The organism is Streptomyces sp. NPDC001678 (assembly GCF_042892945.1).
Lineage (GTDB): Bacteria > Actinomycetota > Actinomycetes > Streptomycetales > Streptomycetaceae > Streptomyces.
The window spans coordinates 60750-81595 of record NZ_JBIAUP010000017.1 but is presented as its reverse complement, the minus strand read 5'-3'; the positions used below and the strand labels follow the sequence as shown (position 1 = coordinate 81595).

Sequence of the window (20846 nt, the reverse complement as noted above, 5' to 3'; positions counted from 1 at the left end):
GGCACCCGGCGGCCGGGCGTCCCGCAACGCCACGCCCGGCCGCCCGCATCTTCCCGGCTTCACCCCGGATTCCCGGCTTCTCGGCTTCACCCCGGAACGGACACCTCATATGTGCCGCATCTACGGCTACTTCAACGCGATCGCCTCCCCTCACGAACTGCGGACGGTCGCCGCGCTCCAGCGGCACGGCGGCCCGGACGACACCGGTTCGGCGCGTGACGCCGGCTGGGGCATCGGCAACAACCGACTGGCCATCGTCGACCTCGACGGCGGCGTCCAGCCCTACGGACGGCCCGGCCGCTACCAGGTCGTCTTCAACGGCGAGATCTACAACCACAACGAGCTGCGCGCCCGCCTGGAGGCGATGGGCCACACCTTCGCCGACCGCTGCGACGGCAGCATCATCCCCGCCCTGTACCGCGAGTACGGCCTGGACTTCACCGACCACCTCGACGGCATGTACGCCCTCGCCCTGGTCGACGAGCGCGGCGAGCGGCCCAAGCTGATCCTGGCCACCGACCACATCGGCATGAAGCCGCTGTACTACCGCTGGGACGCGGCGGAGCGCTCGATCCACTTCTCCTCCGAACTCCCCGCGCTGCTCGGCTTCTCCGGCGTGCCGGCCGGCTTCCGCCCCGAGGGACTGGACGCCTATCTGGCGACCAAGACGCCCTTCGGCGAGGAGACGATGTTCGCCGGGATCCAGGTGCTGCCCCCGTCCACCACCATGGTGATCGAGGCCGGCGGGACCCCGCGCGTCATCCGCCGCCCGCAGCGCCCCGACGCCACGCCGCAGACCGACGAGACGGCCGCCGGCGAGCTGATCCGGGGCCGGCTGCGCACCGAGGTGGGCAGCCTCCTCAACGCCGACGTGCCCGTCGCCGTGATCACCTCCGGCGGCCTGGACTCCAGCCTGGTCACCGCGCTCGCCGCCGAGTACGGCCCGGTGGACTCCTTCAACATCGCCTACAAGGGCGACTGGCCGTTCGACGAGCGGCACTTCGCCCGCCAGGCGGCCGAGCGCGCGGGCGCCACCTACCACCAGGTGGAGACCGACCCGGCGGACTTCCCCTCGCTCCTGGAGGACGTCGTCTGGCACCTGGGCCAGCCCAACGCCGACCCCATCACCCTGAGCACGTTCTCCCTCTTCCGCGCCGTGCGCGACGCCGGCTTCAAGGTGGCCCTCACCGGTGACGCGGCCGACGAGATCTTCGGCGGCTACGGCCGGATGCGCGCCGCCGCCCAGGCCGCCGCGACGGGCGCCGAGTGGTACCAGGACTACGTCGACGAGCTCGGCGTCCTCCCCGCCCACCGCCGCGCCTCGCTCTACACCGACGACTACCGGGCGCTGATCGCCGGCGTCGACGCCATCCCGGGCGACGCGCTCGCGCGGCTCCGCTCGGGCGAGGGCACGGTCCTGGAGCGCATCACCGAGTTCGAGCTCGGCCACCGGCTGCCCGCCTACCACCTGCGCCGCGTCGACCACCTGAGCATGGCCAGCTCCGTCGAGGCCCGGCTGCCGTTCTGCCAGCGCGACATCATCGCCCCCGGCCGCGCCCTGCCGGACGCGCTGCGCATCCGCGACGGCAAGGTCAAGCGGTCGCTGTACGCGGCGGCGGCCGGCCTGGTCCCCGACGACGTCCTCAACCGCCCGAAGCAGCCGTTCACCCTGCCCATCACGGCCATGCTGGCGCCCGGTTCCGCGCTGTGGGAGTACGCGCGGGACATGCTGAACCCGGGCAGGCTCAAGGACGCGGGCCAGCTGGACGTCCAGGCCGTGGAGCGGCTGTTCGCCGTCCAGGCGGAGCGGCCGGACGACACCACGTCGCTGACCCTGTGGGCGCTGCTGGTGCACGAGGTGTGGCGCGAGCTGTTCCGCCGCGCGGCCCTGGGGCCGGTGGCGGCCGGGCGCACGGCGGTCCCGGCATGATCGGCCATCTCGCCTACGCGTCGGGCAGCCCCTGCCCGACGGTCGTCCTCGACGCGGGGCTGCTGGCCCCCGACGAGGAGTCCGTGCGGCGGGAGCTCACCGCGGTCCGGCGCTATCTGACGGACGCGGGCGGCTCCCACGTCCTGAAGATCGCGCTCGTCCGGCCCTCCGAGCACCCGATGTTCGACCTGGACTACCGCTTCGTCCAGGCGCTGCCCGGCGGCCCGGACCGCTTCGACTTCCGCGGCTCCTGCGGGCATTCGATCCTCTCGGCGGTCGTGGCGGCCTCCCGGTCGGGGATGCTGCCGAAGCTGACGCCGGGCGGCCGGATCCGGGTGAACGTCCTCAACAACGGGGACAGCGTGGTGTGCGAGGTCGACGCCGTCGACCGGGACGAGGTGCGCTTCACCGTCTACTTCGTCCAGCCGGGCGGGGTCGCGGTCTCGCGGCTGCTGCTCACCGGCGAGGCCCGCACCGAGCTGGCGGTGGAGGACGGCGGGAACGTCACGGTGTCCCTGGTGTCCTCCGGCAACGCCTACGCGTTCGTCGACGCGCGGGAGCTGGGCATCGCCGACCACGGCGCGCTGTTCTCCGCCGGGAGCGAGCTGTTCGAGCGGATGGCGCGGATCCGCGCGGCCGCCGCCGCCCATCTGGGCTGGTCCCCCGAGGGCGCGTTCCCCAAGATCGCGGCGATCGTGCCGATGGAGCCGGGCCGGCTCGCGGCGCGCGCCATCTCGGTGCCGTCCTGGCATCCGACGATGGCCCTGACCGGGGCGGTCTGCCTCGGCGCCGCCACCCGGGTGCCCGGCACGATCCCCTGGGCCATGGCCCGGGAGCAGGGCCCCGCCGACGGACTGATCGACATCACCACACCCGGCGGTGACACGGCGGTCACCGCCACCACGCTCGAGACCGCCGGGGAGCCGGCGCTCACCTGGGTGGGCGTGGGACGCAAGCGGGTCACCTTCCAGGGCTCGTTCGTGCTCGAACCTCTCGCCCATCTGCAATTCGAGGAGATTGCCCAATGCCTGGCACTGTCAGCGACGTCCGCATGAGGACGGAAACCGTGCGGACGGAAACCACGGAGACGGAAGCCACGAGGACGGAGATCGCCCCCGCCCTGCGGGCGCGGCTTCGCGAGTCCGCGGAGCAGACCGCGCTGAGCGGGGCCCCCGACCACGAGGTGCTCGCCGAGCTGCGGGCATCGGGCCTGCTGGCCACGGCGGTCCCCACCGAGTACGGCGGCGCGGGCGCCGACGCCCGCGAGGTCAACCGGGTCGTCGAGGAGATCGCGACCGTCAACCCCTCGGTGTCCATCATCGCCTTCCAGCACTTCGCGGTGAGCGCCCGGATCGCCGAGTGGGGCACCGAGGAGCAGAAGCGGGAGCTGCTGCCGCGGCTCGCCGACGGCACGTACCTGGCCGCCTCCGCGTGGAGCGAGACCGGCGCGGGCGCCGCGAAGCAGAAGCTCGCGAGCACCGGCACCCGCCGCCCGGACGGCACCTGGGTGCTCAACGGCGCGAAGTCCTTCACCACCGGCGCCTCGGTCGCCGACATCTACCTCGTCCTGGTGCAGACCGAGGAGCCGGAGGCGGACACCGCCCGGGTGTACGGCTCGGTGGGCCAGACCTTCTTCCTCGTCATGGGCGACAACCCGGGCCTGGTGCCGGACCTGAGCCTGGACCTGGTGGGCATGCGCGGCTCGGCGACGGGCTTCGTCTCGCTGGTGGACTGCGTGGTCCAGGGTGCGGACATGCTGGGCCCGGAGGGCCGGGCGCCGGAGATCATCGCCGGGGTGCGGGAGTCCGGCGCCACCCTGGGCGCCGTGGCCGTGGGCACCGCCCGGGCCGCCTTCGACCTGGTCGTCGACCACGTCGAGCGGCGCGGCCTGCTGGAGAAGCCGACCGTGCGGCACCGGCTGGTGGGCCTGGCCACCCGGCTGGAGTCGGCGCGCGCCATCGTCGAGCGCGCCGGCGCCCGGACGTCGCCGACACCGGGTCTGACGACGCTGCACAGCAAGCTCCACGCGTCCACCGAGGCGGAGGAGATCTGCCTGGAGGTGGCCCGGATGCTCAGCTCCGCCGGCTACGTCACCGGCTCGCGGCTGAACCGGCTGCTGGCCGACGCGCGCGCGGTGGCGCTGATGGGACCGACGAACGACCTCGCCCGAGAGTTGGTGGCTGTGTCATGGCAGAACTGAACGAAGACCGCTCGGGCGTGGATCTGGTCGTCACCGCTCGTCGGCTGGTCACCCCCGAGGGCGTCCGCCCGGGCCGGGTGCTGATCGCGGGCGGCCGCGTCCTGGCCGTCGAAGACGTGGAGGCACCCGACACCGTGCCGGCGTCCGTGTCCCGGATGGACGCCGGGGACCACTACGTCCTGCCCGGCCTCATCGACTCCCACGTGCACTTCCGCACCCCCGGTCTGACGCACAAGGAGGACTGGGAGCACGGCAGCCGGGCGGCCGTCGCCGGCGGCTTCACCACCGTGATGGACATGCCCAACACGGTCCCGCCGACCCTGACGGAGGAGGCCGTCCGGGAGAAGGCCGCGATGATCGCGGGCCACTCGCTGGTCGACCACCGCTTCCACATCGGCCTCGACCCCGAGCGCCCCGAGCTGCTGGCCTCCCTGGACCCCGAGGTCGCCACCAGCGCCAAGGTGTTCATGGCCGGGCACCACACGGCCCCGACCGTGGTCCGCGACCCCGTCGCCCTGGAGAAGGCGTTCGTCGCCGCCGCCGAGGGCGGGGTGCAGCTGGTCCTCCACGCCGAGGACGACCTGCTCTTCCAGCTCCTCGACGGCTGGTGGGGCGACCTGGAGAACTACCGCGAGTACGAGGCCCGCCGGCCCCGCAGCGGCGGCATCGCCGCCGTGGCCCGCGTCATCGAGCTCGTCCGCCGCCACGGCACCAGGGCCCACATCCTCCACCTGTCCAGCGCGGAGGAGGCCGACCTGGTGAGCGCCGCCCGGGCGGCCGGGCTACCGGTCAGCTTCGAGGTGACCGGCCACCACCTGTCGTTCACCGACGAGGACACCAAGCGGCTGGGCGCCCGTACCCGGCTGTCGCCGTCCATCCGTCAGCAGTCGGACCAGGACCGGCTGTGGGAGGCGCTGCGCTCCGGCCACTCCGCCACCATCGGCAGCGACCACGCGCCGCACACCGTCGAGGAGAAGACGCAGACGGTCCAGAAGTCGCCGCCCGGCCTGCCGGGTGTGCAGGAGCTGGCCGTCGGCGTGTGGACGGGCATGCGCCGCCGCTGGCCGGACGAGGACCCCGACGTGGCGGTCGCCCGCCTCGTGCGGCACCTCGCCGAGGGCCCGGCGGACCTGTTCCGCCTGCCGGGCAAGGGCCGGATCGCGCCGGGCGCCGACGCCGACCTGGTCTTCTTCGCGCCGGACGCCACCTGGATGCTCTCCGCCCACGACGTCCGCGCCAAGTGCGGCTGGTCCGCGTACGAGGGCTGGACGATGACCGGCCGCGTCGAGCGCACCGTCCGCGCGGGCAAGGTCGTCTGGGACGCCGCCACCGGCGAGTTCGGCGACTACGACGGCCGCTGGCTGGGCTGCGCCCCGGCGCGGACGGAAGGGGAGTGACGAGCATGGAGCGCAAGCGCACAGCGATCGTCGCCGGCGGCGGCATCGGCGGCCTCGCCACCGCGGCGGCCCTCGCGGGCGCCGGCCTGGACGTCACGGTCGTCGAGCGCGCCGGGCACATCGGCGACGTCGGCTCCGGGCTGATGGTCTACGCCAACGGTGTCCGGGCGATCGACGCGATCAGCCCGCGCCTGGGAGAACGCGTCCGCGCGAGCGGTCACCCGACCGTCCCCGGCGACGTCCGCCTGCTGATGGACTCGGCCGGGAACACGCTGTCCGAGGAGCCCATCGGCGACATGGGCGAGCGTCTGGGCGCCCCGCAGATCCCGATCCTGCGCACGGCCCTGCAGACGGCCCTGCTCGACGAGGCGCTCGCCGCCGGCGCGGTGCTGCGGCTCGGCACCGCCGTCGAGGGCCACACCGGCCGCGCGGACGGGGTGAGCGTCCGGCTGTCGGACGGCAACACCTTGGATGCGGACCTCCTGGTGGCGGCCGACGGCATCAAGTCCGTCATCCGGCAGGCGATGCTGGGCGACGGCGCCCCGACGTACCGCGGCTACACGTCCGTCCGGGGCCGGACCACCGGATCGTCGCTCTACCCGCGGCCGTTCGTGGCCAACGGGCGGGGCATCCAGCTCTTCGTCGCCCCCGTCGGCGGCGACACCATGTACTGGGCGGCGAAGATCACCGCCGAGCCGGGGGTGTGGCCCGCGAAGGGCCGCGACGTGGCCCTGAAGGAGCTGGTGGCGGCCCTCGACGGCTGGCACGAGCCGTTCGTGCGGCTGATCCTGGACGCCGACCCGCAGGACGTCGCGGTCACCGACATCCACGACCGCGACCCCGCCCCCCACTGGGTGGACGGCCGGGTCGCCCTCCTCGGCGACGCGGCCCACCCCATGGTCCCGGCCATGGGCCAGGGCGCCAACATGGCCCTGGAGGACGCGGTCGTCCTCGCCGCCGCGCTCGGCGCCCACCACGACGTGGACACCGCCCTGCGCGTCTACCAGGAGCAGCGCCTGGAGCGGACCTCCGCCGTCGTGCTCCACTCGCGCCGCCAGGGCGCCCTCGACCAGGGCGCCAGCCGGGACGAGGAACGCGCGCGGAACGACTTCATGCGGTCCCACGGCCGCAAGGACGAGGCGATCTTCGACGTGGTCGCCTGGCGTCCGGAAGACATTCGGCTGGACGTCCGGCCGGTAGCCGGCTGACCGACAACAACAGCTCACTTCGCATGTCTCGTATGGAAGGTTGCCGCAGCGTGCAGACGCCACACATCGTACTGATCAGCGGGTCGCTCCGGGCCGGGTCGACCTCCGACCGCATCGCCGAGTGGTGCGCGCGGGAGTGCCGGGAACAGGGCGCCACGGCCCGGACGTTCACGGGTGCCGAGATCGACTTCCCCTTCTACCGGCCGGGGATCTCCGGGGACCACGCGGGCATCGCGGACTTCCTCGACGAGCTCGGCCGCGCCGACGGGGTGATCCTGGTCTCGCCGACCTATCACGGCACCCTGTCGGGCCTGCTGAAGAACGCCCTGGACTTCGTCAACGACCTCGCCGGGCCCCGGCCGTTCCTCGACGGCCGCGCCATCGGCTGTGTCGCCGTCGGCGCCGGCACCCAGGGCGCGGTGACCACCCTGGAGACGCTGCGCACCATCGGCCACTCGCTGCGCGCCTGGCCGACCCCGCTCGGGGTGGTCCTGCCGAACGCGGGCTCGCTGAGCGCCGAGGGCACGCCGGGTGAGGCGCACCACCGGGAGAAGATAATCGAAATGATCTCCCAGGTGCTGACCGTGAGCGGCGCCCGCGCCAGGGCCCAGGACCGGCTCCCCGCAGCGGCCTGACATCGCATCACCACGCTTTCCCACTCCACCACTTGAGATTCAGAGATCCAGGGAGACAGAACATGTCCGCAGCGGACGCCCCCGCACAGCCCTACTCCATCGGCCCGATCTGGCGCGACTCGAACGTCCGCTCCGGCCCGTCCCTGGAGAGCCCGGTCCAGAAGCTGCTGCTGCCGGGTGACGACGTGAGCTACGACGCGGTCGGCTGGGTGACCGGCGACGAGGTCGTCGAGGGCGAGAACCCCAAGGGCGTGATCATCAGCGACATCTGGTTCGAGCTCGTGATGGGCGGCTGGTGCAGCGCCGTGAACTTCGACCAGGAGACCGTCGCCCGGGTCGTCGCCGAGCACTGAGGCACTGCCTGAGGCACCGCCTGACGAGCAGCGCGTGCTGCCGCGCCACCCCCGTGCGCGGCAGCACGCGCTTTCGCGGCCTTTAATTGGACTCCCATACTCGCATTAACTAAAGTGAGTGACGTGCGACTGACCAAGAGCACCGACATCGCCCTGCGCATCGCGATGCGCCTGGCCGTGACGGACGACGCGGGGGATTCCGCGGCGCCCACCACCCGCGAGGTGGCAGGTGCCGTCGGCGTGCCGTACACCCACGCCGCCAAGGTGGTCAGCCGCCTTCAGCACCTGGGCGTCGTCGAGGCCCGCCGGGGCCGCGGCGGCGGGCTCGCCCTCACCACCGCCGGGCGCGGACGGTCCGTCGGCCGCCTGCTGCGCGAGCTGGAGGGCACGGGCGACGTCGTCGGCTGCGAGGACGAGCCGCCGTGCCCGCTGCGGGGCGCCTGCCGGCTGCGCGGAGCGCTGCGCGAGGCCCAGGAAGCGTTCTTCGCGACGCTCGACCCCCTGACCATCGAGGATCTGACGGGCCCGCCGACGGGCCCGGTCCTCCTGTCCCTCACCACCCGCCCGGAGCACTAGAAACACCCCCTCCCCGACCGTAGTCCCCCACACCCAAAAATACGAATCTCAGATACCAATTAAGGACCCGAGGAGCCGCAGATGCTGTCCCCGAAGTCGACCGAGCTCGTCCGTGCCACCCTGCCCGCCGTCGGCGGCGCGATCGGTGAGATCGCCCCGCTCTTCTACGACAAGCTCTTCGCCGCCCACCCCGCCCTCCTGCGCGACCTGTTCAACCGCGGCAACCAGGCCCGGGGCACCCAGCAGCGGGCCCTCGCGGGCGCCGTCGCCGCCTTCGCCACGGGCCTGGTCGAGAACCCGGACGCCCGGCCCGACGCGATGCTCTCCCGCATCGCCCACAAGCACGCCTCCCTCGGCATCACGGCCGACCAGTACCCCATCGTCCAGCGGCACCTCTTCGCCGCCATCGCCGAGGTCCTGGGGGACGCGGTCACCCCCGAGGTCGCCGCCGCCTGGGACGAGGTCTACTGGCTGATGGCGAACGCCCTCATCGCCGTCGAGGCCCGCCTCTACGCCGAGGCCGGCACCCCGGACGCCGACGTCTTCATCCCCTGCCACGTCATCGCCCGCCAGGCGGAAACGCCCGAGGTCACCACCTTCCTCGTCCGCCCGGCCGACGGCCGCCCGCTCCCCGTCGCACGCCCCGGCCAGTACGTCTCCGTCCAGGTGCCCCTGCCCGACGGCGCGCGCCAGATACGCCAGTACAGCCTCTCCGGCCACCCGGAGAACGCCCTCCAGTTCTCCGTCAAACGCGTCGCCGGCGACCCCGCGGGCGAGGTCTCCAACCACCTCCACGACCACGTCGCCGTGGGCGACACCCCCCTCGTCAGCGTCCCCTTCGGCGACGTCACCCTGGCCGACGGCGACTCCCCCGTCCTGCTGGCGTCCGCGGGCATCGGCTGCACCCCGGTGATCGGCATGCTCTCCCACCTGGCCGCCACCGGCGCCACCCGCCGCGTCATCGCCGTCCACGCCGACCGCACCGAGACCGCCCACGCCTTCCGCGCCGACCTCCACCAGCTCGTCGCCAAGCTCCCGAACGCCGCCGCCCACGTCTGGTACGAGCACCCTGAACTCCCCCACCCCACCAGCCGCACGGGCCGCGCGGACCTCACCACCCTCGACATCCCGGCGGGCACCGTCGCCTACCTCTGCGGCCCCCTGCCCTTCCTGAAGACGGCCCGCGCCCAGCTCCTGGCATCCGGCGTGGCCGCCGCCGACATCCACTACGAGGTCTTCGGCCCGGACCTGTGGCTGGGGGCGGACGCCTGATCCGGTCCCCTTACGGGTGCGCCCCCGCGCCCGGCATCAAGGTGCCCGGTTCCGCGGGGGCGACCTCCACGGCCTCCGTCTTCACGCTGCGGCGCTGGCGCTTGGCCACCCAGGTGGCGAGCCAGGACAGCAGCATGCACATCCCGATGTAGATCGGGGAGATGATCATCACGACGGGGATGAACGGCAGGTCGTAGTCGAGATTGCTGGCGATCAGCTTGCCCGCGTGGAGGAACTCCTCGTACGTGATGAGGAAGCCCAGCGAGGTGTCCTTCAGGGCGACGACGAGCTGGCTGATGATGGTGGGCAGCATGGCGCGCAGCGCCTGGGGGACGAGGATGTGGGTCATCACCTGGGTCTTGTACATGCCCAGGGAGTACGCGGCCTCCCGCTGGCCGCGGTCGACGGAGTTGACGCCGGTGCGGAAGACCTCGGCGAGGACCGAGCCGTTGTAGAGGGTCAGGCCGGTGACCAGGGCGGGCAGGGGCTGGACCTTGAGGGCGACGAAGACGAAGAAGATCATCACCAGCACCGGCATCGCGCGGAAGAACTCCACGACGACGGTGGCGGCCCAGCGCAGCGGCCGGTGGACGGAGAGCCGGCCGCAGGCGAGGATCCCGCCGAGGGCGAGGGAGAGGACGGCGGCGTAGCCGAAGGCCCGCAGGGTGTTGCCGAGGCCGCGCAGCAGGAGCTCCTGGACGCCCTTGTACTCGAAGGGGCTCCATTTCGCCGCCGTGAACTGGTGGGTGTCGAAGAGGAGCGTGACGATCCAGGCGAGGATGCCGAGGATGACGGCGGTGGCGGCGAGCCCGTAGAGCAGGTGGCGGCGGCGGGCGTGGGGGCCGGGGATGTCGTAGAGGGCGGTGGCGGCCGGCGCGTGCGCGGTCATCGGGCGACTCCCCAGCGCTTCTCCAGCACGTTGAAGAGCGCGCTGATGGACAGGGTCACGATCAGATAGCCGACGGCGATCCAGATGAAGGACCAGATGATGCTGTAGCCGAGTTCGTTGAGCGTCTTGTAGGTGCCGAGGAGCTCGGTGACGCTGAACGAGCCGGCGATGGCGGAGTTCTTCGCGAGGGCGATGAGCGTGGAGCCGACGGGCGGGATGACCGAGCGGAAGGCCTGGGGCAGGACGACGGCGCCGAGGGTCTGGCGGAAGGTCATGCCGAGGCTGCGGGCCGCCTCGCCCTGGCCGGTCGGCACGGTGTTGATGCCGGAGCGCAAGGCCTCGCAGATGAAGGCGGAGGTGTAGCAGCCCAGGGCGAGGACCGCGAAGAGCTGGAAGGGCAGGACGAGCCCGAAGCGCGGCAGGCCCAGCAGGACGGCGAAGAAGAGCAGGGTGAGCGGGGTGTTGCGCAGCACCGTCACCCACACCGTGCCGAACACGCGCAGCGAGCCGACGGGGGCGACGCGGAAGGAGGCCATGAGGAAGCCGAGGACGAGCGCGAGCAGCGAGGCGTAGACGGTGAGTTCGACGGTGCCGAGGAAGCCCTTGCCGTAGAGGGAGAAGTTGTCGGTGAGTACGTTCATGGGGCTCGCGTCCTCCTCAGCCCGCCGGGTAGCGGTCGACGGCGGGCGGCTTCGGGGCGGGGACCCCGGACAGGCCGAGGGTGGCGTCGTACGCCTTCTTCCAGTCGCCGTTCTTCTCGTGGGCCGTGATGGCGTCGTCGAGGGCGAAGCGCAGGGCCGTGTCGGAGTGGGGGACGCCGATGCCGTAGGGCTCCTGGGAGAAGAGGCGGCCCACGACCTTCAGCTCCTCGGGCGCCTTGGCGGCATAGCCCAGGAGGATGGTGTTGTCGGTGGTGACGGCGTCCACCTGGAGGCTGAGGAGGTTGTCCACGCAGATCGAGTAGGTGTCGTAGGCGACGGCGACGGCCTTGGGGTAGTCCTTCTCGATGCGCTGCAGCGGGGTGGAGCCGGCCGCCGAGCAGACGCGTTTGCCCGCCAGGTCCTGGGGCCCGTCGATGCCCTTCTCGTCCCTGCGGATCAGCAGGTCCTGCCCGGCGATGAAGTACGGCCCGGCGAAGCCCACCTGCTTCTTGCGCAGCGCGTTGATGGTGTAGGTGCCGACGTAGTAGTCGATCTGGCCGTTCTGGAGGGCGGTCTCGCGGTTGGCGGAGGCGATGGTGCGAAAGGCGAGGTTCTTCGGGTCGAAGCCCAAGGAGGCGGACATCATCCTGGCGATCTCGATGTCGAAGCCGGAGTAGACGCCGGTCGCCGGGTCCTTCTGGCCCAGGTAGGGCTGGTCCTCCTTGACGCCGGCGACGAGGTGGCCGCGGCGCTCGGCGGCCCGCCAGGTGGCGGAGTCCGGCAGCCGGAACCCCTGGGCGACGTGGTAGACGGGCAGCGCCGCCGGCTTGGGCCCCTTGACGGGCGGGCTGCCCTCCTTGCCGCAGCCAGCGGCGAGGAGGACGACGAGACCGGTGAGGGCGGCCAGGGCGAGGGGGGCGAGACGGCGTCCCATGGTCGGTCCACCCGCCTCAGTGCTTGAGGATCTTGGACAGGAAGTCCTTGGCGCGCTCGCTCTCGGGCGCGGTGAAGAACTCCTCGGGGGTGCGGTCCTCGACGATGCGGCCGTCCGCCATGAAGACGACGCGGTTGGCGGCGTAGCGGGCGAAGCCCATCTCATGGGTGACGACGACCATCGTCCGGCCCTCCCGGGCGAGCTGCCGCATGACCTCCAGCACCTCGTTGATCATCTCGGGGTCGAGGGCCGAGGTCGGCTCGTCGAAGAGGAGCGCCTTGGGGTCCATGGCCAGCGCGCGGGCGATGGCGACCCGCTGCTGCTGGCCGCCGGAGAGCTGCGCGGGGTACTTCTCGGCGTGGGCCAGCAGCCCGACCCTTTCCAGCAGTTCGCGCGAGCGCCGGTCGGCCTCCTCCTTGCCGCGTCTGCGCACCTTGACCTGAGCCAGGGAGACATTGGCGAGGACGGTCTTGTGGGCGAAGAGATTGAAGGACTGGAAGACCATGCCGACCTCGGCGCGGAGCCGGGCGAGGTCCCGGCCCTCCTCGGGCAGCGGCTGCCCGTCGAGGGTGATGGTGCCGGACTCCACCGGTTCTAGGCGGTTGATGGTCCGGCACAGGGTGGACTTCCCGGAACCGGAGGGCCCGATGACCACCACCACCTCGCCGCGGCCGACGGTGAGGTTGACGTCCTTCAGCACGTGCAGTTTTCCGTAGTGCTTGTTGACGTCACGCAGCTCGATCAATGGCTCGACGGCCATACCAGTCCTACCCACTCGCTCTCGGCGCTCCGGCGGTCGCCGCACCGTAGTCCGCGGGGAGACGGAGCCCCGGCGGTGACACACGGCGGGCCCGCCGATGGCACCGGAACGGGTCGGCGCGAGCGGCCATTTGCCCTAGGTACACAGACCCAGCCTGGGTACCTAGCCTGTGGGGTCCGGACGGGGGAACCGAGGGGGAAGGGAGCCCCACGTGGGCGACAGCAGGCCCGTATATCTGCGCATCGCGGACGACTTGCGGCGGCGGATCGACGAGGGTGGGCTCGCCGTGGGCGACCGCATCCCGTCCCGCTCCGAGCTCAAACGCGCGTACGAGGCCAGCGATCAGACCGTGGACCGTGCGGTACGGGTGCTGAAGGCGGCCGGCTACGCGGAGGGCCAGTTCGGGCGGGGGGTGTTCGTCACCGACCGGGCGCCCCTGGGCACGCTGCTGCGCTCGACCGGGGCGGTCGACTCGCCCTTCGCGGCGCAGATCCGCTGCTACGGCGGCAGGGGGGCGCCCGCCCCGGGGCCGGGCGACCCGGCGGCCCGGGACACGGCGCTGTCCCTGGACCCGGCACTGCCCCGGGACACCACGCCGACCCGGGACGCGACGCCGGCCCGGGATACGGCGCTGACCTGGGAGGCCACCTCCAGCGAGACGCCCGCCCCGGCGCCGATCGCCGAACGGCTGGGCATCGGCGCCGGCGAGCCGGTGCTGTGCACCCAGTACGAGTACCTGGCCAACCGGCACCCCGTACAGCTCGCCACCAGCTGGGAGCCGCTGACCATCACCGAGGGCACCGACGTGGCCCTCCCCGAGCGCGGCCCCTACGCCCGGCGCGGGGTGCGCGGCCGGCTGGCCGCCATCGGCATCCGGGTCGTCAGGGCCCGTGAGCTGGTGGGTTCCCGGCCGGCCACCACCCCGGAGGCGGAGGCCCTGGGGTGCGCGGCGGGCCAGTGCGTCACCGTCGTGGAGCGCACGCACTTCGACGGCGACGACCGGGCCGTGGAGACGTCGGACATCGTGGTCCGCGCGGACCGCTGGCGGCTGGAGTACACCATCACGTTCACGAGCTGACGGGCGTGACGGGCGTTCCCCTGGGCCCGGCGCCGACGGCGGCGTCAGACCTCGGCGAGCTCCGCGTAGAGCTGCGACAGCTCCGGCGCGCCGTCGGCCGCCCACGTCCGGCCCGCGTCCACCACATCGATCTCCCGGCCGCCGGCCAGCCGCACCACCGGCTGGCCGTCCTGCCGGAGCCACCAGCCGGCGCCCCGGACCGTACGGACGACGACCGTGCCCAGGTAGAGCCCCGCGTCATTGCCGAGCCAGGGCAGCAGTTCGGGGTCGTCGCGCCAGCGCGGCTGGAGCTGGTCCAGCGCCTCCAGGGACGACGGCGCGTCGTCGAGCGCGACACCGGCCGACTCGGCGTGGGCGCGCAGCAGTTCGCACTCCGCCAGCAGCTCGGCCAGACCCTCCGGGTCCCTGTTCGCGACGTCGGGCGACACCGCACCGTGCGACGGACCGTGCCGCTTGCGCCAGCCGTCCAAGAAGGGAATGTTCATACCGCGCAGGATCTCACTCGCACGGATGGCCCCACCACCGGCACGCGGTGAACGACGTGGCCGGGTGGCCTCCTTGACGTTCCCCAGCCGTCTCCTTAGCTTCATCCCGCCACACTCAGAGCGGGGGAACGCTGGGAGGCATGACGCGCATGTTCCGGACATCGAAGCCCAGGGGGTCCGGTGGGACGCCCCACGGAACACGTCACAGACCGGTCGCCGCCGCCCGCCGGGCGGTCGTGACGGGGGCCGTCGCGGTGGCCGCGGCCTGCGCCCTCGGGCTGGGCGCCCTCCCCGCGACGGCGGCCCCCGGCCCGGACCGTGCCGACACGGCGGCGGACACCGGCGGGTCCGACGCGGGCGGGCCCGACATCGGCAGGTCCGACGCAGGCGGGTCGGGCGCCGGCAGGCCCGACACCAGTGGGACGGACACGACCGGACCGGACACCACCACCGGCCCGGACGACCCCGCGTCGGACCCAGCCTCGGACCCGGCACCGGACCCCGCGTCGAACCCCGCATCGAACCCGGCACCGGACCCCGTACCCGACCGGATCCTGACCGGCGACGCCGCGCCGGACGGACAGCCGCTCCCGCTCCCCCTGGAGCGGCTCTTCGACAACCGGGGCGTCAGCGACGACGCCCGCCCCGGAGCCGCGGACTTCGACGGCCGGGGCGACTCCTTCTCCGCCCAGGAGCTCAGGGCCGCGGGCTGGACGCCCGGCCGGACGATCGCCGTCGACGGCGCCGCGCTGCGCTGGCCCGCCACGGCGCCGGGCCACCCCGACAACGTCCTGGCGGACGGTCAGGCCGTACGGCTGACCGGGCGCGGCGAGGCCCTGACGTTCCTGGTGGCGGGCGGTTCCCGCGCGCGATCGCGCGACGGCGCGGCCGGTACGGGCCTGGTCCGCTACCGCGACGGCTCCCGGAGCCCGTACCGGCTGCGCGCCCCGGACTGGCGCACCGGCCCGCTCCCCACCAAGCTCCTGGGCCTCCCCCACCGCAACACACCCGACGGCCGGCGGGCCGGGACCGTCCGGCTGTACGCGGTGACCGTGCCCGTCGAGCGGGGCCGCGAGGTCTCCTCCGTGACCCTGCCGAGGGCCGGCCGCGAGGCCGGGCTGCACGTCTTCTCCCTCGCCCTGCGCGATCCCTCGAACGGGTGGACCGGCAGCTGGGCGGCGTCCACGTCCGGGTACACCACGGTGGGCCCGTGGACGGACCGGACGCTCCGGCTGGTCGTGCACAGCAGCGTGGGCGGGCCGCGCGCCCGGATCCGGCTGGAGAACACGTTCTCCCCCGCCCCGGTCCGGATCGGGCACGCCACGGTGGCGTTGCAGGGCAAGGGCGCGGCGGCGGCCGGGCGGCCCGTGCCGCTGACCTTCGGGGGGCGGTCCGGGGCGGAGCTGCCCGCCGGGGCCCAGCAGTTCAGCGACCCGGTGGGCTTCCGGGTGCCGCCGGACACCAACCTCCTGGTGAGCATCCACCTGCCGGGGACCGTAAGGGCCCTGCCCGTGCACAGCTACACCAGCCAGACCTCCTACATCGGCGCCGACGGCGCGGGCGACCGCACGGGCGAGCGGGGCGGCGAGGCGTACGGCACCGCGCTGGCGAGCTGGCCCCTGCTGACCGGGGTGGACGTGGCCGGCGGCCCCGGCTCGGTGGTCGCCCTGGGCGACTCCATCACCGACGGCGAGCGCTCCACGCCGGGGGCGAACAGGCGCTGGCCGGACCTCCTGGCCCGGCGGCTGCGCGACCAGCGGGACGTGCCGCGCCTCGGCGTCCTCAACCACGGCATCTCCGGCAACCGCGTCGTGGCCGACCGCTACCCGGGTACCGGGGCCAGCTCGGTGCTGAGCGGGGTGAGCGCGGAGCACCGGCTGGAGCGCGATGTGCTGGCGCAGACCGGCGCCCGGACCGTCGTGGTCTTCGAGGGCGTCAACGACATCCGCGCCGGGACCACGGCCGACGAGGTCATCGCCACCCTCGACAGGATCGCGGCCACCGCCCACGAGCGGGGCCTGCGCGTCGCGGTGGCCACCGTCGCGCCGTGCGGCGGCTTCTTCGACTGCACGGCCGAGGCGGAGTCGTACCGCGTGGCCATCAACCGGCACATCCGGGCCGGGCTGGGGCTCTACGACGCCGTCTTCGACTTCGACGCCGCGATCCGCGACCCTGACCGGCCCGACCGTATGCTGCCGCGCTTCGACGGCGGCGACCACCTCCACCCCAACGACGCGGGGATGAGGGCGTTCAGCGAGGCGATCGACCTGCGGCGGCTGGTCTGACCCGACGACCGCCGCCCATGTGGGCTGGGCTGGGCCGGGCCTCAGACGTCCAGGTCGACGACGACCGGGGCGTGGTCCGAGGCGCCCTTGCCCTTGCGCTCCTCACGGTCGACGTAGGCGTCCTTGACCGCGGCGGTGAAGGGCGCGTTGGCGTAGGCGAGGTCGATGCGCATGCCGCGGTTCTTCGGGAAGCAGAGCTGGCGGTAGTCCCAGTAGGTGTACGGGTGGTCGTACTTCAGGGGGCGGGGGACGACGTCCGACAGGCCCGCGTCGCGCAGGGCGGCGAGGGCGGCGCGCTCCGCGGGCGTCACATGCGTGGCGCCCTCGAAGACGGCCGGGTCGTAGACGTCGTCGTCGGCCGGGGCGATGTTGAAGTCGCCGAGGACCGCGAACGGCCGCTCCCCCGTGGCGTCGGCCGCGACCGCGTCGCGCAGGGCCTCCAGCCAGCGGAGCTTGTACGCGTAGTGGTCGTGGCCGACCTCGCGGCCGTTGGGCACGTAGACCGACCAGACGCGGACGCCGCCGCACGTCGCCGAGATCGCGCGGGGCTCCTGCACGCCGTCGTACTCCGGCCCGCCGGGCAGGCCGGAGACCACTTCCTCCAGGCCGACGCGCGAGAGCAGGGCCACGCCGTTCCACCTGCCGTCGGCGTTGACCGCGGACTCGTAGCCCAGGGCGCGCAGCTCGTCGACGGGGAACTGCTCGGCGGAGCACTTGGTCTCCTGGATGCACAGCACGTCCGTGCCGCTGCTCTCCAGCCAGGCCAGGAGCCTCGGCAGTCGGGCGGTGATCGAGTTCACGTTCCAGGTGGCGATGCGCATGCCGCCACCCTAACGGCCGGGTGTGACAACGCGGGCTCCGTCGGGATCCGTGCTGGTCAGAGGCGGATGCTCTGGCCGGCGGCCAGCCGGGAGTGCTCCGCCCCGCCGACGCCGGGGCCGTCCGGGCCCAGCATCCGGTCGTACACCGGCCGGGCGAGGTCGGTGAGGAGCGCGTCGTGGATGTCGATGGCGCGGCGCGGCTTGACCTCGCGGATGTAGTCGATGACGTCGGCGACCTTGTTCCAGGGGGCCATGACGGGGACCATCAGCGTCTCGACCGGCTGCCCGGGGAGGGTCAGCGCGTCGCCGGGGTGGAAGAGCGCGCCGTCGACGAGGTAGCCGACGTTGGTGATCCTCGGGATGTCCGGGTGGATCACGGCGTGCAGCTGCCCGTGCACCTGGACGTCGAAGCCGGCGGCGCTGAACGCGTCGCCCTCCCCGACGGTGTGCACCCGGCCGGGGAAGGCCGCCGAGACCTGCTCCGCGACGCTGCGCAGCGTCCACAGCTCGGCGGCCGGGTTGGCGTCCAGGGCGGCGCGCAGCCGGCCCTCGTCGAAGTGGTCCGGGTGCTCGTGGGTGACGAGGATCGCGTCCGCCCCGACGGCGGCGTCCACCTCGCTGAACCCTCCCGGGTCGATGACGAGGGTGCGGCCGTCGTCCTTCTCCAGCCGGATGCAGGCGTGGCTCTGCTTGGTCAGCTTCATGGCGCCATCTTGCTACGCGCCCGCTTCTTCGGCGACGACGCGGCGGGCGACCTCGAAGGCCCTGCCGACGGCGGGCAGACCGCAGTAGAGGGATGCTTGCAGCAACGTTTCCTTTATCTCGTCGGGGCTCACGCCGCCGCGCAGGGCGGCACGGGTGTGTGTGGCCAGCTCGTCGAGGTGCCCGCCGGCGGTCAGCGCGGTGAGCGTGACGAGGAACCGGGTCCGCCGGTCGAGCCCGGGCCGCGACCAGATGTCGCCCCAGGCGACGCGGGTGACGAGGTCCTCGTAGTCGGCGGAGAAGTCGCCCGGGGCGAGGTGCCGCGCGAGCGCGTCACCCGCGCCGAGCACCTCACGGCGCAGCCGCAGCCCGCGCGCGTGCGGGTCGCCTCCGGCGGGGGCGCGGCCGGGGGCGGCATCGCGCCCGCCGTCACCGTCGCTGTCGCCGCCACCGCCACCGTCGCCGTCGCTGTCGCCTCGGCGGGACGCGTCCCACGCGCCGCTTCCGGCAGCGCGGCCCGCACCCGGCGCGGCGTCCCCGTACGGACTTCCGCTGTCGGGCGTACGTCGGGCGCCGGCGGGGGTATCCCCCTCACCGGGGGCTCCCACTCCGGAGCGACCGACTCCGGCAGCGCGATCCACGTCCGGGGCGGCGGGCCGCTGCGGGTCGCCACTGCCGGCGGCGCGGGCCGCGTCGCGCGCGGCGCCGTCGGCGCCGATGCGCACGGTGTCCGCGTACGGCCTGCCGCCGTCACCCGCCCCGCTGCCTCCGGCAGCGCGCTCCGTGAGCCGGACGGTCTCGTTGTACGGATTCCCGCTGCCGACCGCACGACCGGCGGCGGACGGGGTATCCCCCTCACCGGGGGCACCGGAGCCGCCGACTCCGGCAGCGCGATCCACGCCGGGCCCGCCGTCCGCGTACGGGCTTCCGCTGCTGCCCATGGCACCGGCGCGGCCCGGGAGGCCATCGCCGGACCGGCCGCCTCCGGCAGCGCGATCCACGCCGGACGCGCCGTCCGCGTACGGATTCCCGCTGCCGGACGCACCGGCCGCCCCCGCCGCGCCCTCCGTCCGGTACGGGTTCGGGCCTGCGGCAGCGGCCTCCGCCGGAGCGGGCTGGCCCGGGGCCGGGGCCAGCCCGGGCAGCCGGCCCTGGGGGCCCTGCGGCCCCTGCGGGCCGGGTGGGGTCGTGAGGTGGCGGGTCAGGAGGTCCGTCACGGCCGTGGGCTGTTCGACCGGGGTGAGGTGACGGGCCGACGGGACGACGGCGAGGTGGGCGTCGCGGATGCCCGCGACGAGGACGCGGACGTCGGCGGCCGGCGTCACCTGGTCCTCCGCGCCGACGATGACCAGCGCCGGCAGATCGATCCGGCCCAGCTCGGCGCGGACGTCGAACGCGGCGAGCGCCTCGCAGGCCGCCTCGTAGCAGGCCAGGTCGGTCGTCCGGACCATCTGGACGGCCCAGTCGACGATCGCCGGCTGGGCACTCGCGAAGGCTGGGGTGAACCAGCGCTCGGGCGCCGTCCGGGCCACCGGCTCCAGACCGCCGGCCCGGACGTCGGCGGCACGCATCCCCCCGCGCGGCGCGGGCGCGAAGTGCGCGGCGGAGCCGACGACGGCGAGCGAGAGGAGCCGTCCCGGGTGACGCAGGGCGAGGTCGGTGCCCATGGCCCCGGAGGCGCAGCAGCCCACGTACGCGAAGCGGTCGACGCCGAGCGCGTCGAGGGTCGCCAGCAGCCGGTCGGTGAGCTCACCGACCGTGCCGGCGGGCACCGCGGGGGCGCCGCCGTGTCCCGGGAGGTCGAAGCGGATGACGCGCCACCGGCGGGTCAGCTCCGGTATCTGCCGGTCCCACATATGCCATGTGGTACCCAGCGCGGGCCCCAGGACCAGGACTGGGGCGTCTTCTGGCCCGTCAGAGCGGTATTGGAGGGTGTTCGCCGGTGTCTCACTCACCCGCCAGACCCTCTCATCTGTCACGACAGCCCCTATGAGTGGGGTCCTGGCTGTAACTGTCTGACCAGGTGGAAGACCTCCCGGGCCGCGTAACGCTTGAGGCAGCGGACGATTTCGCGACGGGTCTTGCCCTCCTTGATCCGACGCTCGTAGTAGTCCTGGGTGGCCCAGCGGCGGCGCCGCCCGCTGCGGGCACTCGGGGTGTACGAAGACGCCACAGCAGGACCGAGGAGCGGACCTCGCCACCGAGGAACACCGAGACCCTCTGCCAGCACCTGCCCGGCGGGGGCCCCAGTGACCATCACGTGTCACGACCGCCCCCATCACGGAGCACCGCACCCACATGGGCATCCCGGTGCGTATCCGCCCCCAAAACCACCTCCCCCACAGGGCGGCGACGGCGGTTCTGCGAAGCAGACGGCGTAGTGGACACGATCGATGTGGGCATGTCCGCTCCCCTTCCAGTCCGATGGCGCGTCGCGCTGCCGGTACCGGGCCGCGTCGGACGGTCAGAATCGTGAGGACGCCACAACAACCGGCAAGCCCCACCCAGGAACACCGAGCATGCTCAGCCCCAGCCCTTGACGCATCCTGGACCCGACTCCGACCGATCGTTATACGGCACAGAAACCAGCATCTTCGTTCAGGGCGGCGCCGCCCGCTGCGGGCACTCGAGGCTCTGATGCCCCTGTCCGGAGCCTCCCGCCGATCCGCTCCACCGCAGG

19 protein-coding genes and 1 pseudogene are annotated in these 20846 nt (G+C 73.3%); 11 read left to right on the top strand and 9 right to left on the bottom strand.

Annotated features, from left to right (window positions below):
- Positions 1 to 109: 109 nt before the first annotated feature.
- From asnB to ACFYZR_RS28035, 9 genes are all read left to right on the top strand, one after another.
- Positions 110 to 1930: an asparagine synthase (glutamine-hydrolyzing) gene (gene asnB / locus ACFYZR_RS28075; protein ID WP_391915066.1), complete on the top strand. Its 1821-nt coding sequence runs from the start codon at positions 110 to 112 to the stop codon at positions 1928 to 1930.
- Entirely contained in the window at positions 1927 to 2985 is a 1059-nt protein-coding gene (locus ACFYZR_RS28070) for a PrpF domain-containing protein (RefSeq protein WP_391915064.1), read from the top strand. Before asnB ends, ACFYZR_RS28070 begins: the two co-directional genes overlap by 4 nt.
- A complete protein-coding gene (locus ACFYZR_RS28065) occupies positions 2955 to 4130 on the top strand; it encodes an acyl-CoA dehydrogenase family protein (RefSeq protein ID WP_391915062.1) in 1176 nt (391 codons plus the stop codon). The genes ACFYZR_RS28070 and ACFYZR_RS28065 overlap by 31 nt, the downstream gene beginning before the upstream one ends.
- Positions 4118 to 5527, top strand: a complete 1410-nt coding sequence (locus ACFYZR_RS28060; RefSeq protein ID WP_391915060.1) for a dihydroorotase family protein — start codon at positions 4118 to 4120, stop codon at positions 5525 to 5527. Before ACFYZR_RS28065 ends, ACFYZR_RS28060 begins: the two co-directional genes overlap by 13 nt.
- Positions 5528 to 5532: 5 nt before the next feature.
- Positions 5533 to 6735, top strand: coding sequence for an FAD-dependent oxidoreductase (locus tag ACFYZR_RS28055; RefSeq protein ID WP_391915058.1), 1203 nt, complete (start codon positions 5533 to 5535; stop codon positions 6733 to 6735).
- Between the two features lie 50 nt (positions 6736 to 6785).
- Complete coding sequence (locus ACFYZR_RS28050) at positions 6786 to 7370, top strand: NADPH-dependent FMN reductase (RefSeq protein ID WP_391915056.1); 585 nt, start codon at positions 6786 to 6788, stop codon at positions 7368 to 7370.
- Between the two features lie 62 nt (positions 7371 to 7432).
- Positions 7433 to 7723, top strand: coding sequence for an SH3 domain-containing protein (locus ACFYZR_RS28045; RefSeq protein WP_391915054.1), 291 nt, complete (start codon positions 7433 to 7435; stop codon positions 7721 to 7723).
- A 123-nt stretch (positions 7724 to 7846) separates the two neighbouring features.
- Positions 7847 to 8299, top strand: coding sequence for an RrF2 family transcriptional regulator (locus tag ACFYZR_RS28040; RefSeq protein WP_391915052.1), 453 nt, complete (start codon positions 7847 to 7849; stop codon positions 8297 to 8299).
- Between the two features lie 81 nt (positions 8300 to 8380).
- Positions 8381 to 9571 (top strand): globin domain-containing protein, encoded by a 1191-nt coding sequence (locus tag ACFYZR_RS28035; RefSeq protein WP_391915050.1) that lies wholly within the window; start codon positions 8381 to 8383, stop codon positions 9569 to 9571.
- A 10-nt stretch (positions 9572 to 9581) separates the two neighbouring features.
- Here ACFYZR_RS28035 and ACFYZR_RS28030 read toward each other — a convergent pair whose 3' ends face one another.
- Genes ACFYZR_RS28030 through ACFYZR_RS28015 form a run of 4 tightly spaced genes read right to left on the bottom strand, consistent with a single transcriptional unit; the run spans position 9582 to position 12795 of the window.
- Positions 9582 to 10460, bottom strand: coding sequence for an amino acid ABC transporter permease (locus tag ACFYZR_RS28030; RefSeq protein ID WP_391915048.1), 879 nt, complete (start codon positions 10458 to 10460; stop codon positions 9582 to 9584).
- Entirely contained in the window at positions 10457 to 11101 is a 645-nt protein-coding gene (locus ACFYZR_RS28025) for an amino acid ABC transporter permease (protein ID WP_391915046.1), read from the bottom strand. The genes ACFYZR_RS28030 and ACFYZR_RS28025 overlap by 4 nt, the downstream gene beginning before the upstream one ends.
- Before the next feature lie 16 nt (positions 11102 to 11117).
- The gene (locus tag ACFYZR_RS28020; protein ID WP_391915044.1) at positions 11118 to 12035 is read right to left on the bottom strand and encodes a glutamate ABC transporter substrate-binding protein; all 918 of its coding nucleotides are present in this window, start codon (positions 12033 to 12035) and stop codon (positions 11118 to 11120) included.
- A 16-nt stretch (positions 12036 to 12051) separates the two neighbouring features.
- Complete coding sequence (locus tag ACFYZR_RS28015; RefSeq protein WP_361698470.1) at positions 12052 to 12795, bottom strand: amino acid ABC transporter ATP-binding protein; 744 nt, start codon at positions 12793 to 12795, stop codon at positions 12052 to 12054.
- Between the two features lie 211 nt (positions 12796 to 13006).
- On the opposite strand from ACFYZR_RS28015, the gene ACFYZR_RS28010 reads away from it, so the two are divergent.
- Positions 13007 to 13873: a GntR family transcriptional regulator gene (locus ACFYZR_RS28010; protein WP_391915042.1), complete on the top strand. Its 867-nt coding sequence runs from the start codon at positions 13007 to 13009 to the stop codon at positions 13871 to 13873.
- A 44-nt stretch (positions 13874 to 13917) separates the two neighbouring features.
- Here the strand turns inward: ACFYZR_RS28010 and ACFYZR_RS28005 are convergent, their stop codons facing one another.
- Entirely contained in the window at positions 13918 to 14358 is a 441-nt protein-coding gene (locus tag ACFYZR_RS28005) for a DUF6278 family protein (RefSeq protein ID WP_391915040.1), read from the bottom strand.
- A 140-nt stretch (positions 14359 to 14498) separates the two neighbouring features.
- Here ACFYZR_RS28005 and ACFYZR_RS28000 point away from each other — a divergent pair, with 140 nt between their 5' ends.
- Positions 14499 to 16643, top strand: coding sequence for a GDSL-type esterase/lipase family protein (locus ACFYZR_RS28000; protein WP_391915038.1), 2145 nt, complete (start codon positions 14499 to 14501; stop codon positions 16641 to 16643).
- A gap of 41 nt (positions 16644 to 16684) precedes the next feature.
- Here ACFYZR_RS28000 and ACFYZR_RS27995 read toward each other — a convergent pair whose 3' ends face one another.
- The 4 genes and pseudogenes from ACFYZR_RS27995 to ACFYZR_RS27980 form a co-directional block, all read right to left on the bottom strand.
- Positions 16685 to 17464 (bottom strand): exodeoxyribonuclease III, encoded by a 780-nt coding sequence (locus tag ACFYZR_RS27995; protein WP_391915036.1) that lies wholly within the window; start codon positions 17462 to 17464, stop codon positions 16685 to 16687.
- A gap of 56 nt (positions 17465 to 17520) precedes the next feature.
- Entirely contained in the window at positions 17521 to 18168 is a 648-nt protein-coding gene (locus tag ACFYZR_RS27990) for an MBL fold metallo-hydrolase (protein WP_391915034.1), read from the bottom strand.
- A 12-nt stretch (positions 18169 to 18180) separates the two neighbouring features.
- Positions 18181 to 19107: a carboxymuconolactone decarboxylase family protein gene (locus ACFYZR_RS27985; RefSeq protein ID WP_391915214.1), complete on the bottom strand. Its 927-nt coding sequence runs from the start codon at positions 19105 to 19107 to the stop codon at positions 18181 to 18183.
- A gap of 135 nt (positions 19108 to 19242) precedes the next feature.
- Positions 19243 to 20121, bottom strand: a pseudogene (locus tag ACFYZR_RS27980) (alpha/beta fold hydrolase); the annotation flags it as partial.
- Positions 20122 to 20846 lie beyond the last annotated feature (725 nt).

Bases quoted from the DNA above. Each gene is read 5' to 3' on its own strand.
- ACFYZR_RS28055 (WP_391915058.1), top strand. From the start codon at position 5,533: ATGGAGCGCAAGCGCACAGCGATCGTCGCCGGCGGCGGCATCGGCGGC.
- asnB (WP_391915066.1), top strand. From the start codon at position 110: ATGTGCCGCATCTACGGCTACTTCAACGCGATCGCCTCCCCTCACGAA.
- ACFYZR_RS28000 (WP_391915038.1), top strand. From the start codon at position 14,499: ATGACGCGCATGTTCCGGACATCGAAGCCCAGGGGGTCCGGTGGGACG.
- ACFYZR_RS27990 (WP_391915034.1), bottom strand. From the start codon at position 18,168: ATGAAGCTGACCAAGCAGAGCCACGCCTGCATCCGGCTGGAGAAGGAC.
- ACFYZR_RS28070 (WP_391915064.1), top strand. From the start codon at position 1,927: ATGATCGGCCATCTCGCCTACGCGTCGGGCAGCCCCTGCCCGACGGTC.
- ACFYZR_RS28025 (WP_391915046.1), bottom strand. From the start codon at position 11,101: ATGAACGTACTCACCGACAACTTCTCCCTCTACGGCAAGGGCTTCCTC.
- ACFYZR_RS28030 (WP_391915048.1), bottom strand. From the start codon at position 10,460: ATGACCGCGCACGCGCCGGCCGCCACCGCCCTCTACGACATCCCCGGC.
- ACFYZR_RS28065 (WP_391915062.1), top strand. From the start codon at position 2,955: ATGCCTGGCACTGTCAGCGACGTCCGCATGAGGACGGAAACCGTGCGG.
- ACFYZR_RS28060 (WP_391915060.1), top strand. From the start codon at position 4,118: ATGGCAGAACTGAACGAAGACCGCTCGGGCGTGGATCTGGTCGTCACC.
- ACFYZR_RS28020 (WP_391915044.1), bottom strand. From the start codon at position 12,035: ATGGGACGCCGTCTCGCCCCCCTCGCCCTGGCCGCCCTCACCGGTCTC.
- ACFYZR_RS28015 (WP_361698470.1), bottom strand. From the start codon at position 12,795: ATGGCCGTCGAGCCATTGATCGAGCTGCGTGACGTCAACAAGCACTAC.
- ACFYZR_RS28035 (WP_391915050.1), top strand. From the start codon at position 8,381: ATGCTGTCCCCGAAGTCGACCGAGCTCGTCCGTGCCACCCTGCCCGCC.
- ACFYZR_RS27995 (WP_391915036.1), bottom strand. From the start codon at position 17,464: ATGCGCATCGCCACCTGGAACGTGAACTCGATCACCGCCCGACTGCCG.
- ACFYZR_RS27985 (WP_391915214.1), bottom strand. From the start codon at position 19,107: ATGGGCAGCAGCGGAAGCCCGTACGCGGACGGCGGGCCCGGCGTGGAT.
- ACFYZR_RS28045 (WP_391915054.1), top strand. From the start codon at position 7,433: ATGTCCGCAGCGGACGCCCCCGCACAGCCCTACTCCATCGGCCCGATC.
- ACFYZR_RS28005 (WP_391915040.1), bottom strand. From the start codon at position 14,358: ATGAACATTCCCTTCTTGGACGGCTGGCGCAAGCGGCACGGTCCGTCG.